11 protein-coding genes are annotated in these 11,909 nt (G+C 58.6%); 6 read left to right on the forward strand and 5 right to left on the reverse strand.

Translation table 11 applies throughout. The features are described from left to right. Positions 1-101 precede the first annotated feature (101 nt). The 4 genes from ACQZ5F_RS24980 to ACQZ5F_RS24995 are packed head-to-tail and all read left to right on the forward strand — an operon-like array spanning position 102 to position 4,697. Complete coding sequence (locus ACQZ5F_RS24980) at positions 102-599, forward strand: Csu type fimbrial protein (RefSeq protein WP_225337977.1); 498 nt, start codon at positions 102-104, stop codon at positions 597-599. A 21-nt stretch (positions 600-620) separates the two neighbouring features. Beyond that, positions 621-1,340 (forward strand): fimbrial biogenesis chaperone, encoded by a 720-nt coding sequence (locus ACQZ5F_RS24985; RefSeq protein ID WP_052820885.1) that lies wholly within the window; start codon positions 621-623, stop codon positions 1,338-1,340. Beyond that, a complete protein-coding gene (locus ACQZ5F_RS24990; RefSeq protein ID WP_448731115.1) occupies positions 1,312-3,750 on the forward strand; it encodes a fimbria/pilus outer membrane usher protein in 2,439 nt (812 codons plus the stop codon). Before ACQZ5F_RS24985 ends, ACQZ5F_RS24990 begins: the two co-directional genes overlap by 29 nt. Then, entirely contained in the window at positions 3,747-4,697 is a 951-nt protein-coding gene (locus tag ACQZ5F_RS24995) for a Csu type fimbrial protein (protein WP_225337975.1), read from the forward strand. Before ACQZ5F_RS24990 ends, ACQZ5F_RS24995 begins: the two co-directional genes overlap by 4 nt. 17 nt (positions 4,698-4,714) lie before the next feature. Here the strand turns inward: ACQZ5F_RS24995 and ACQZ5F_RS25000 are convergent, their stop codons facing one another. Next, positions 4,715-5,602: a LysR substrate-binding domain-containing protein gene (locus ACQZ5F_RS25000; RefSeq protein WP_225337974.1), complete on the reverse strand. Its 888-nt coding sequence runs from the start codon at positions 5,600-5,602 to the stop codon at positions 4,715-4,717. 107 nt (positions 5,603-5,709) lie between these two features. On the opposite strand from ACQZ5F_RS25000, the gene ACQZ5F_RS25005 reads away from it, so the two are divergent. Continuing rightward, a complete protein-coding gene (locus tag ACQZ5F_RS25005; RefSeq protein ID WP_225337973.1) occupies positions 5,710-6,963 on the forward strand; it encodes an aromatic ring-hydroxylating oxygenase subunit alpha in 1,254 nt (417 codons plus the stop codon). After that, positions 6,953-8,044, forward strand: a complete 1,092-nt coding sequence (locus ACQZ5F_RS25010) for an FAD-binding oxidoreductase (protein ID WP_225337972.1) — start codon at positions 6,953-6,955, stop codon at positions 8,042-8,044. The genes ACQZ5F_RS25005 and ACQZ5F_RS25010 overlap by 11 nt, the downstream gene beginning before the upstream one ends. A gap of 94 nt (positions 8,045-8,138) precedes the next feature. On the opposite strand, the gene ACQZ5F_RS25015 is transcribed toward ACQZ5F_RS25010, so the two are convergent. Genes ACQZ5F_RS25015 through ACQZ5F_RS25030 form a run of 4 tightly spaced genes read right to left on the reverse strand, consistent with a single transcriptional unit; the run spans position 8,139 to position 11,893 of the window. After that, positions 8,139-9,149 carry a GlxA family transcriptional regulator gene (locus ACQZ5F_RS25015; RefSeq protein WP_225337971.1) on the reverse strand — a complete coding sequence of 337 codons (1,011 nt, stop codon included), beginning with the start codon at positions 9,147-9,149 and terminating at the stop codon, positions 8,139-8,141. A 32-nt stretch (positions 9,150-9,181) separates the two neighbouring features. Next, the gene (locus ACQZ5F_RS25020) at positions 9,182-10,180 is read right to left on the reverse strand and encodes a 4-hydroxyproline epimerase (RefSeq protein ID WP_225337970.1); all 999 of its coding nucleotides are present in this window, start codon (positions 10,178-10,180) and stop codon (positions 9,182-9,184) included. A 10-nt stretch (positions 10,181-10,190) separates the two neighbouring features. Then, positions 10,191-11,048, reverse strand: a complete 858-nt coding sequence (locus ACQZ5F_RS25025; protein WP_225244803.1) for an ABC transporter permease — start codon at positions 11,046-11,048, stop codon at positions 10,191-10,193. Further along, positions 11,048-11,893, reverse strand: a complete 846-nt coding sequence (locus ACQZ5F_RS25030; protein WP_225337969.1) for an ABC transporter permease — start codon at positions 11,891-11,893, stop codon at positions 11,048-11,050. Before ACQZ5F_RS25030 ends, ACQZ5F_RS25025 begins: the two co-directional genes overlap by 1 nt. Between the last annotated feature and the right edge of the window lie 16 nt (positions 11,894-11,909).

Below are 11,909 nucleotides of genomic sequence, written 5' to 3' on the forward strand. Positions count from 1 at the left end.
CCAAATCGAAGCGAGTATTAGATTATTCTAATTACCCGCTATTGGGGTGATCCTGCGTTGTGACCGAGGAAATCAGCAGCACAGCCGCTTGGGGAGAGAGCATGAAGTTCGCAACATCAGGCTACCTATTATCACTTGCGGCGTTCGCCCTTGCGCCGTCATCAGGCATGGCGCAGGTCGCCACTTCAAACTTCACGGTACAAATCACCATTCAGGCGGCATGCCAGATCAACTCGGCCGGCAATCTGAACTTCGGCACCAATGGCGTCATCAGCAGCAATATTGACGCGACCAGTCAGGTCGTCGTTCAATGCACCTCCAGCACACCCTTCAGCCTTGGCCTGAGCGCCGGCGCCGGTTCAGGCGCCACCGTCGCCAACCGTCTGATGACCTCCCCGGCGGGTGCCACCATTGCATACTCGCTCTATACGACTGCGGCACATACCACGGTTTGGGGCAATACCGTGGGGACGGATCGCCAGACAGGAACGGGAACCGGAGCGCCGCAAACATTCACGGTCTATGGGCGCGTACCTGCCCAGACGACACCCGCGGTCGGCGTCTATACCGATACGGTGACGGCCACGCTCAATTACTGATCGCCATAGGGAGGATCGCGCATGCGTCTTTTTACCTTAGCGGCTGCGTTTATTGCCGGTTTGAGTGTCTCACCTTCACACGCCGCATCTCTGCGGGTTTCACCAGTCATTCTGGATTTAAGGGCACCGGCAGCGGCATCCAGCCTGCGCATATGGAATGATGCGAAAACGCCCATCAACGTTCAGGTCAGGATATTCCGCTGGACCCAGCAAAATGGCTCAGACGTCTATACTGCGGCAGAGGACGTCGTCGCCAGCCCGCCGATGACGCAGCTGAAACCGGGCGCCGAGAACCTTATTCGTATCGTCCGGCTTTCCAAAACACCCATCAGGGCGGAAGAGAGCTATCGCGTCATTGTGGACGAATTGCCCTCTGGGGGAAGACCCCAGTCTGGCACGGTCAATCTGGTCGTTCGCCACTCCATACCTGTTTTCTTTTCGCCCGCTTCCACAGGCGATGCCGAGCCGGTCTGGTCGATAACGCGGCAGGGCAAAGGTTACAGGGTATCCGTTTCCAACAATGGTCAGAAACGGATACGGATCGCCAACCTGAAAGTTCTGGGCGGCAACGGGCAAGCGATTGCCCAGCAGCAGGGTCTGGTGGGTTATGTGCTCGGCAAATCCGGTGCAAGCTTTCTTGTTCCGGCAACCGGCGGCAAAAAAGCTGGTGGCACACTGAAGATTTCGGCTGAGAGCGAAGGCGGCCCCGTCAATGCGACGGCGCGCGTCAACGGCGGCTGACCTTGCCGTTTTGACGATTGCAGGTTTGACGATCTTTTCATCGAGCAGTTTATCCGTGGCGCAGGATTTGCCCCCTGCAACGCAGCCCACTTCTTTTGCCGCAAAAGAAGCCGGGCCATTGCAGCTCGAAGTCTACATCAATGATGTTTCAACGGAACTGATCGCCACATTTCGTCAAAACGACGCCGGGTCGCTTCTTATCGAACCGGAGCAGCTGAAGAACATCGGGATTTCGCCGGTTGAAAGCGCTGTAGGCGATGATGGCTGGATCGATGTCTCCAGACTGCCGGATGTGGTGACGCGTTATGATGAAAGCGCGCAGTCGGTCCATTTCACCCTGCCCACGGCGGCACGGGCAAGCAAGGTCATCGACGCATCCGGCAGGAGCGATGAGCAGGAAGACGAGGACGTGCAGGACAGGGCCACAAGCGATTTTGGAGGTCTGGTGAACTACACGATCTACGGCTCGTCCGGTGGCAACAAATGGTCGGATCTTACCGATTTCAACGGTGTCTCCGCCCTTTTGGAAAGCCGTGTGTTCGGCCCGCTCGGCGTGCTGTCTTCGTCTCAGGTCTTGAGCACATCCCGCCTGTCGCAATTCGACACCCAGCGCCTCGACACCACCTGGAGCTACTCCGATGAGGACAGCCTGACGACATACCGGGCCGGAGACCTGATCACCGGGGGGTTGAGCTGGACACGTCCAACGCGGCTGGGCGGCGTGCAGATCCGCCGAAACTTCGATCTGCGGCCGGATATCGTCACCATGCCGATGCCTGAATTTGCAGGCTCCGCAGCGGTGCCCTCCACCGTCGATGTCTATGTCAACAATATCCGCCGCCTGTCGCAAGAGGTTCCCGAGGGGCCATTCTCCATCACCAATCTGCCGGTCATCAGCGGTGCGGGCAATGCAAGGCTGGTGGTGCGGGATGCGCTGGGGCGCGAAACCGTGTCCGAAACGCCTTTTTATACCTCGCCGGATTTGCTCGCGCAGGGTCTCATCGATTTTTCGGCCGAGCTTGGCTTTGCCCGGCGCAATTACGGCACCTCGTCTTTCGATTATGATGACAGGCCTCTCGGCTCTGCAACGGTGCGTTATGGATTGTCGGACGGGTTGACATTGGAGGGCCATGCGGAAGGCGGTGAGGATTTCTACAATATCGGTTTCGGCGGCGTCTTCACGCTTGGAGCCCATGGGCTGGCGGCGATTTCGGGCGCATCGAGCCGTTTTGATGCGGAAAGCGGTTATCAGCTTTCCGCAAATGTCGAAGCCGAATTGCTCGGAATACGGTTGAACGCCCGCTCGCAACGGACATTCGGCGACTATAACGATATGGCATCCGTTTCCGCTGATACATCGAAAGTCCGCACGATAGCCGGCCTGCTCAGCGCGCGGCCGCCGCGCGCGCTCGACCAGATTTCCGTTTCTACGCAACTTGGTTTCGATGAGACGAGCCTTAACTTCTCCTACACACAGCTGGAAACTTTCGATGAAAGAAAATCCCGGCTGCTTGGCCTTTCCGCCACGCGGCCCTTTGGCGAAAACGGCAATATCTTCGTCACCGCTTATAAGGACCTAGAGGACAGCAATTCCTACGGCATCTATGCCGGTCTCTCCTGGTCGTTCGGCGGTGGCGTCTCCGGTTCGGCCGGCATGTCCTCCGATGCGGACGGATATTCTCTGACGGCCGAAGTCGGAAAATCCGAAGAACAGGCGGAGGGAAGTTATGGCTGGCGCCTGCGCGGTTCGATGGGCGGCAACGATATCGCCTCCGCCTCCGGCAGTTATCGCGGCAGCGTCGCACGTGTGTCGGCCGGCGTCGATCAATTCAACCGCACGACACAGGCCTATGCCCAGATCGACGGATCGATAGCGCTGGCCGGCGGCGATGTCTTTATTGGAAACCGGATCGATGACGCCTTCGCCGTCGTGGATGCGGGCGCGCCCGGCGTCGATATTCTGCTGGAGAACCGCCCCATCGGCCAGACGAACCGACGCGGAAAGATATTGCTTCCGAACCTGCGGTCCTATGACGTCAACAACATTACGCTGGACCCCAGCAATCTTCCCGTCGATGCCCGCATCGACACAACGAAACAAACCGTCACGCCGACAGAGCGCGCCGGAGCAGTCGTCAGCTTCAAGGTGGAAACCGAGGGGCAGGTGGCGCTGGTAACGCTGAAGGATGAAAGCGGCCAGTTTATCGAAACCGGGTCGACCGGCAAGATAGACGGTGAGCGTGACTTCATCGTCGGTTATGACGGACAGGCCTATCTTGATAATATCGGCGAAACACATCGGCTTGCCATCACGCAACCCACGAAGGGAGAGTGCGAAGCACAGATTACCGTGTCCCCTGCCGCCAAGACACGCGCCACCCTTGAAGCCATATGCAGGAGCGTTCAATGAAGATTCTGACCCGCGCTGCCCTTGCCATCACCGCTTTCCTGTTCGGGACACCGGTTCTGGCGCAAAGCTGCAGCTTCAGCATGTCGGACATGAGTTTTGGCTTCGTCAACCTTACAAGCGGCAGCGCCGTGGATACCACCGCAACATTGTCGGTCACCTGCTCCAACCCTTTGTCACTGGCGCTTTCCGTCCGCATCTGCCCCAACATCAACGCCGGTAGCGGTGGGCAATCGGGCGGTATCCGACGGATGCTGCAAGGCAGTAACATCCTCAATTATCAGCTATATCAGAACTCCGGACGCACAACGCCCTGGGGATCGGTCACCCAGCCCGCACTTGGATCACCTCCGCCTATCGATATGGCGCTGCCCCTCCTCCTCAACAGCACGAGCCGTACCGTTTATGGCAGGATCACCGCCGGTCAGGCCGCTGCCGCGCGCGGCCCCTACCTCTCCAGCTTTGCCGGCGCCGAGACCAGTTTTACCTATACGTCATTCCTTTTATTGGCCCCGAACTGCTCCGACGTAACCCAGAACCCGACACAGGTGCCATTCAACGTTACGGCTGCGGTATCGCCGACCTGCATCGTCTCGGCGCAAAACATCAATTTCGGCAGTCACGGCGTTCTCAACACCGCAGTCGATGCGACCGGGGCCATCGCTCTTACCTGTACCAGCAACCTGAATTACAGCATCGCCCTCAACGGCGGCCTGAGTAACAGCCCACCGGCTTCGCGCCAGATGGTGCTGGCGGGCGGATCAATAACCTACGGGCTCTATCGCGACGTCAACCGCACGAATGTCTGGGGAAGTGCGGCTGGTCAAATCGCCACCGGCACCGGAACCGGTAGCCTGCAGACACTGACCGTCTATGGACGTGTACCGGCGCAGAATACACCGGCACCGGGAGTTTACAGCGATACGGTCGTTGTGACGGTCAGTTACTGAGCGATGTGCCGCCCCGTTTACCCATGCAGCGCTGCGGTAAGCCAGGCCGCAGCGCGGTCGATCGCCATTGTCCTTCTCGATTTGATCGGCAGGACCACGTTATAGCGAGCGCCGGAAGCCATTCGGGTGTCATCAAAGGGCACCAGCGTCCCGTCGTCCAGAAAAGTCTTCACAAGAAGCCCCCAGCCAAGCGCCAGGCCCTGCCCTTCGCGTGCAGCAAAAATGGTTTCGGTGTAATGATTGAAGCGCAGCGTCGGCTTTATTTCGAACCGGACATCGAGGTTGGAAAACCAGTGGCTCCATGAAAGCCATGACCTGTCCTCAACATCCGTTTCTATCAGATCATCCGACGCGACCAAGGCTCCCCTTCCGCGCTTCTCCAGGTAACCGGGTGAACATACGAGCATAAGCATGTCGTCGCACGATGCGATGACCGTTCCGTCGTTAAACGGAGGAACACCGTACCGGATCGCTATGTCGATATCCCCGTCATCAAGATTGATGCGCGTATCCTGTGAAACGACCCGGATCTGAATTCCGGGGTTCTGCGCGCGGAAATCGGCAAGGCGCGGGAGCAGCCAGAAGGACGAGAACGCAACCGTCGCTCCAATGGTGACGATGTCTTTCGCCGATCCCTTGATGGCATCGATTGTCTCAGCGATGTTGACGAAGCTTTGCGCCAGTGACGCTCCGAGAGCCTCACAAGCAGCCGTGGGCTCGATTGCCCGGTGCTTACGGATAAACATCGGCACGCCCAGCTCCTCCTCCAGCAGGGCGATCTGTCTGCTGACCGCCGCCTGGGTAACGCCAAGTTCCCCGGCGGCAGCGGTGAAGCTTCTCCGACGCAAAACCGCCTCAAGCATGATCAGCGCCGTAAGCGACGGCAGGCGTCTGCGAAACTGCATCATAGCCTCTTTGCATTACATTTCATTATGTCAACGTAAGAATTAATGCTGTTGAGAACCAAGGGATGCAAGCGCAATCTCCATAGAAATAAACATCAGGGGATATCATGCTAAACAAGCTCGCATCATCCATCTCGTCATTGCTCGATGCCCGCACCAACGGGCACTCCCTGCCCGCCGGTCTCTATACGCGCGACGACGTGTTCGACGCCGATATCGAGGTGTTTTTTCACAAGCACTGGATCTGTGTGGGTCTCGACTGCGACGTTCCGGAAGCCGGTGACGCCACAGTGGTCGACATCGGCAGGACCAGCCTCATCCTCCTGCGGGACGACGAAGGCGAAATCCGCGTGCTGCACAATGTCTGTCGCCATCGTGGTGCGCGTCTGCTGGATGCGGGCAGCACGATCATCTCGAAGCTCGTCTGCCCCTACCACACCTGGACCTATGAACTGACCGGCGAGCTCAGCTATGCGCCGCATATGGGCAAGGACTTCGACAAGGACTGTCACGGCCTGAGGCAGGTGAATTTCAAATCGATCGGCGGCCTGATCTATGTCTGTCTTTCCGAAAATCCGCCTGAAGACATCGACCTCCTCGAGCGGACGATGGCGGAGCGTCTCGCCCCCTATGACATCCGAAATGCGAAGATCGCACATCAGACCGACGTCATCGAGGATGGCAACTGGAAGCTGACGATGGAAAACAACCGCGAGTGCTATCATTGCTCGGCAAACCATCCGGAACTCTGCGTTTCTTTCGTCGATCTCGACTTCGGTTTCGACCCGGAGACCTTGAGCGCCGAAGACCGGGAGCAGGCGGAAGAACATTTCCGGCTTTATGAAGAGCGAACCAGGGCATGGGAAACGGATGGATTTCCCTCCTCGGCCGTCGAACAGCTTACGGATTGCGCAACCAACTTCAGAACGCAGCGTCTGATCATTTCCGGCGCCGGCGAATCCCAGACCCATGACGCGACGGCCGCTTCCGCCAGGCTTCTCGGCCACATGAGCCGGAAGGATCTGGGCGACACACACCTCTGGGGACACAATTCCTGGAACCACTTCATGGGAGACCATGCGGTTGTTGCAATCGTCATTCCGCTCTCAGCCGGAAAAACCCTGGTGCGAACGAAGTGGCTGGTTCACAAGGACGCCGTTGAAGGCGTCGACTATGATCTCGACAAGCTGACCGATGTGTGGATCGCGACCACCGATCAGGATGCGGATCTGGTCGCCCGCTCCCACGCAGGCGCCCTTGATCCCGCCTATCGACCCGGCCCCTATTCCCGTTTTTCCGAAACCAATCTCGACAAGTTCGCGACGTGGTATATCGACCGGATGCGCGCCAATGGATATTGATCTCGCAACAAGGAAAAGCGGTGCGGTTGCAGATTGCGGCGTTTGGGATCCGGAGCATGACGACACGCTTGTCTGCATCGACGTTCATCAGGAAACCCATGATGTGAAGAGTTTCACCTTCGCATCCCCGCACGGCAAGCGGTTCGATTTCGAAGGCGGCCAGTATTTTCTCTTCGATTTTCCGATGGGGAACGATGCCGAAGCGCGCTGCTACAGCATCTCGTCTTCGCCCCACCGGTCGAATGCTTTCAGCGTCACGGTCAAACGCGTGGCGAACGGTCGGATATCGAACTGGCTTCACGACAATCTGGCCAGGGGCATGACCGTAAGCGCGCAAGGCCCGCTTGGGCACTTCATCCGCCCTTATGCCCTCTCTTCCAAACTGCTTCTTCTCTCCGGCGGTTCGGGAATAACCCCGGTGATGTCGATCCTCCGCGATCTCGCGGATCGCTGCGAACCCGCAGATATCGTCTTCATGCACGCGGCGCGAACGCCGCTCGATCTGATATTTCGCGACGAACTGAACTGTCTTGCCGCCCGAATGAAGGGGTTGCGGCTGCATTTTCTTCCCGAGACAGTGCTTGGTGAACCTGCATGGCCGGGTCTGACCGGCCGCATCACAACCGATTTCATGAAGCTTGCCGTGCCCGATATTGCTGATCGGACCGTCATGTGCTGCGGCCCGGCGCCTTTCATGGCGGCAGCCCGCTCGATTTCATCGGCGCTCGGCGTACCAACTGAAAACTATATCGAAGAGAGCTTCGACGCGGCAGTGATCGATGAACCGGGGCTTCCAGCAGAGGAGGCCCAGGCGAGCAGGGTATGGCAGGTTGAATTTCAGAAGCAGGGCCGGAACATTGAAGTGGGAAGCGACCAGACCGTTTTGTCGTCAGCAAAAAAGTCCGGGGTTCGCCTGCCTTCGTCCTGCTCCAACGGCGTTTGCGGCACATGCAAATCGAAGCTGGTATCCGGCACCGTCGACATGAACCACAATGGCGGGATACGGCAACGCGAGATCGATGCGGGAATGTTCCTGCCTTGCTGTTCGCGACCACTGAGTGATCTTGTCATCGACCGCTAATGGCCGGCATGGGTGAACGGCATCACATACAAAGATGTCGTCTCCCCTTCTTGCAAGAACTGAAAAATCGACCGTCAGTGCTTCCGGCGTGACGTCAATTCGCTCCCAAAAGAGCCGAACGCAGGTGGGACGGAGTCTGCCCAAACTCTTTCTTGAATGAGCGTGTAAATTGCGAGGCCGTGTGAAAGCCGAGATCGAGCGCGATGTCGGTCAGCGGCAATTTCGTCTGTGTGAGAAGCACCTTGGCGCGCTCAAGACGCACCCGGACATAGGCCCGTGCCGGCGAAATGCCCGCTTCCTTCTCGAAAATCCGCTCCAGCTGCCGGCGCGTCACCCCCACGAATGCTGCGAGCTGAGCGATCGGCATATCACCGTCAAGATGCTGCTCCATCATGATCATGACTGCCCTGAGGCGCGAATCCCTGTATTCCTCGTATAGCGGTCGCCGCGGCTGGATTTCCAGATGGGAGCGCGCCTTCTCGATCTGCAGCACTTCAAGGGCGTTTCGCTCCGCATCGGGGCTGATGTGGCGCCGTACGAGAGCCGCCGCCATATCGGCGGCGCTGCTGCCTCCGGCGCAGGAACCCCGGCGTCTATCCAGATTGAAAATCCTGTCAGGCCGGACTGACAGTCCGGGAAACCGCTCCCTGAACGCCTTGGCATGAAGCCAGCTCACGCAGACGTCGTGGTTCTTCATCAACCCCGCTTCGGCCAGAATGAACGTGCCGGTGCAAATGCCGAGCAAGGGAACCTTCCTCGCATCGACAAGCTTTAAAAACGCGATCGTCTCATGATCGACGGGATCCTCCCTGTTCAGCAATCCGCCAATGACGGCGATATAATCGAACCGGGTGGGATCGACAAAATCCGATGTCGGGGCAACCTGCACACCGCAGCTTGAAATGATGAGGTGCCGAGTGCTGCCCAGCACCTGCCAGTCGGCTTTTACCCGTCCCGAGCGATCCTGTTCGTCGCTCGCAAGGCGCAGGGTATCAACAAACATCGCGAAGGCAGACAGCGTGAATGAGCGCGCCAGCACGAAGCCGACCTTGAGCCGGTTTGTCTGGTCCGTTGCCTCACCCTCCTTGTGCTGTTCCAGACGCATCGCCTCGCTCCCCTCGCCGTTGCCTCACCCACTCACGAAATCTGAAACCCGTGGGCGAGTGGGTCGCGATCATCGACATAGATCGTGTTGTGTCCGATGACACGGGCCCAGGCGCCAATGCTTGGGATTATCCCTTCAAACGAACCGATGTTTGCCGCGCTTTCGACACGCCCCTCAAAGATCGTGCCGATGAGGCTCTCGTTTCTATAGGTTGAACCGACCGGCAGGCGTCCCTTTCCATGGAGCTGCGCCATGCGCGCGGATGTGCCGGTGCCGCCCGGAGACCTGTCGATCGCCTTGTCGCCATAAAATACCGCCGACCGGCCATCGGCACCGCTGCTGACGGGCGCGTCACACCAGATCGCGTGATGCACGCCTCTGATGCGCCCATCATCGGGGTGGAGGGGATTGCAAACCATCTCCAGAGCATGGCGAAGCTTCTGGCTGTATTCGATAATTTGCGATGCGGTCATTCCCTCGAAACCTTCCCAGTGTTTCTGGGGCTCAATGACGGCGTAGAAGTTGCCGCCATAGGCGATATCGACGACAAGCTGTCCGACACCGGGGACATCGACCTCGATGTCGCTTTGATGAAGGTAGCTCGCGACATTATGCAATCGGACGGCGTCAACGAAACCATTCTTCATCGTGTAGGTGACATCTACTCTGCCTGCGGGTGTTTCGATTGCAACGACACCCGGCGTGCGGGGTTTCACCAGGCCTTCTTCAATGGCCGCGGTGACAACCCCGATGGTTCCGGCGCCGCACATCGGCAGGCAGCCGCTGACCTCGATGAAAAGGACGGCAAAATCGCAATCCTCACGATGGGCGGGATATATTATGGCACCAGACATGATGTCGTGCCCCCTTGGCTCGAACATCAGCGCCCGACGGACCCAGTCATGCTCGCGAATGAAAATTTCCCGCCGCTCGCCCATTGGCAGATGCGGCAGCATCGGCCCACCGGCTGCGACAAGGCGGACCGGATTTCCGCAGGTATGGGCATCGATGCAAAAAAACGACTGTCTCACGGAGCTTTCCTCAATCCAGTGCAGGTCTCGCGACCGTGTTGCGATCAAGCAGACCCCGGCTCAACCGATCGAGAAGAAGTGCGACGGCGACAATCGCAAGGCCGGCGCGCAGGCCAAGACCCATCTCCATTCGCGTCAGACCACGTGTGACTTCCGCGCCGAGTCCTCCCGCTCCGACAAGACCGGCAAGCACCACCATGGCCAGAGACAGAAGGATACATTGGTTGAGTCCGACGAGAAGCGTCTGTCTGGCGAGCGGAATTTCAATCTTCCACAGCACCGAGCGAGGATGCGCACCGATGGCGCTTCCAAGCTCCATGAACTCCCGTGGCACCTGGTTGAAAGCCAATGTCGTCAATCGCAGCATGGGCGGGATGCCATAAACAATCGTCGCGATGATCGCCGGCACGCGCCCAAGGCTGAAGATCATCACGGCGGGGATCAGATAGACCCAGGGCGGCACCGTCTGCATGACATCGAGAACCGGGCGAACAATCGCTTCCAGTGTCTTGTGCCGGGAGCACAGGACGCCGATCGGAAATGCGATCGTGACCGAGATCAGCACGGCAACGGTGACCAGTGCCACCGTCTGCATCGATGCGGTCCACAGGCCGACAAGCAGGCAAAAGCCGAGACAAAGGCCGGCAAGGATCGCCGCCCTGACGCTGACGGCAAAAAACGCGGCGATAAAAACGATCACGATCAAAGCATAAGGCGGCACCGAAAGCAGCGTCGCCTCAAGGGCGGAAAGGACGGCCTCCACCACATAACCGATTGCCGCAAAAAGCGGATGCAGGTTGGTGTTGAGCCAGTCGACGGCCGGAGCCAGAATGGCACCGGGTGAAAACTGCAGCGTTGTATCAGCCATCACGTCCTCCCTGCCCCGATACGGGCGGCACTCTGGGTAATGCGATCAAGCACCATCGTCAGGACGACAATTGCAATCGCGCCGTTGATCGATGTGGCGATATCGAGCGTGCGGATCGATCCATAGATCGTCTCGCCAAGCCCGCCGGAACCGACGATGCCTGCGATCACCACCATACCGAAGGCCATCATCAGGCTCTGGTTGACACCCGCCATGATGCTCGGAAGCGCAAAGGGCAGGCGAATCTTGAAAAACATCGTGCGCGGCGTCATGCCGATTGCCTCGCCCAGTTCGAGAAACTCGTTGGGTGTCATTCTGATGCCGAGCGAGGTCAACCGGATCGCAGGCGGAATAGCGACGACGACGGTGGCGATCAGCGCAGTGGCAGGGCCGTATCCAAGGAGCGCAATGGCCGGCAGCAGATAGATATAGGGCGGTAACGTCTGGATCAGGTCCAGCCCCGGCTCCATGAACCTGTCGAGCGCGGTGAAGAAACCCGCCGCAATACCGATCGGAATACCGATGGCCAGCGCCAGCACGGTGGCGGTCAGCACCAGCGCCAGCGTGCTCATGGTTTCCGGCCAGAGACCCATGGCGTAACAAAGCATGAGAGCAAGGCCGCTCAGAACCGCGAACCAGCGATTGACAAACCGCCAGCCCACCAGCGCCACGATGACAGCCACCAGATAAAAAGGCGGCAACTCCAGTAGCCAGAGAATACCATTATAGAGACCCTCAAGAACCAGCCGAACGTAGTCGAAAAGGGATTCGCCATTCTCGCTCACCCATTCCAGCGTTGCATCCGTCCATTCGTCGAAGGCGTCCGTAAAGCCTGAAGTGTCCATGTCACGAAGCTCCCGC

It is taken from the genome of Agrobacterium sp. 22-210-1 (genome assembly GCF_053522525.1).

What these genes read in the sequence shown, in the direction of transcription:
- ACQZ5F_RS24990 (WP_448731115.1), top strand. Translation starts at nt 1,312, where the DNA reads ATGCGACGGCGCGCGTCAACGGCGGCTGACCTTGCCGTTTTGACGATT.
- ACQZ5F_RS25005 (WP_225337973.1), top strand. Translation starts at nt 5,710, where the DNA reads ATGCTAAACAAGCTCGCATCATCCATCTCGTCATTGCTCGATGCCCGC.
- ACQZ5F_RS25025 (WP_225244803.1), bottom strand. Translation starts at nt 11,048, where the DNA reads ATGGCTGATACAACGCTGCAGTTTTCACCCGGTGCCATTCTGGCTCCG.
- ACQZ5F_RS25030 (WP_225337969.1), bottom strand. Translation starts at nt 11,893, where the DNA reads ATGGACACTTCAGGCTTTACGGACGCCTTCGACGAATGGACGGATGCA.
- ACQZ5F_RS24985 (WP_052820885.1), top strand. Translation starts at nt 621, where the DNA reads ATGCGTCTTTTTACCTTAGCGGCTGCGTTTATTGCCGGTTTGAGTGTC.
- ACQZ5F_RS25015 (WP_225337971.1), bottom strand. Translation starts at nt 9,149, where the DNA reads ATGCGTCTGGAACAGCACAAGGAGGGTGAGGCAACGGACCAGACAAAC.
- ACQZ5F_RS24980 (WP_225337977.1), top strand. Translation starts at nt 102, where the DNA reads ATGAAGTTCGCAACATCAGGCTACCTATTATCACTTGCGGCGTTCGCC.
- ACQZ5F_RS25000 (WP_225337974.1), bottom strand. Translation starts at nt 5,602, where the DNA reads ATGCAGTTTCGCAGACGCCTGCCGTCGCTTACGGCGCTGATCATGCTT.
- ACQZ5F_RS24995 (WP_225337975.1), top strand. Translation starts at nt 3,747, where the DNA reads ATGAAGATTCTGACCCGCGCTGCCCTTGCCATCACCGCTTTCCTGTTC.
- ACQZ5F_RS25010 (WP_225337972.1), top strand. Translation starts at nt 6,953, where the DNA reads ATGGATATTGATCTCGCAACAAGGAAAAGCGGTGCGGTTGCAGATTGC.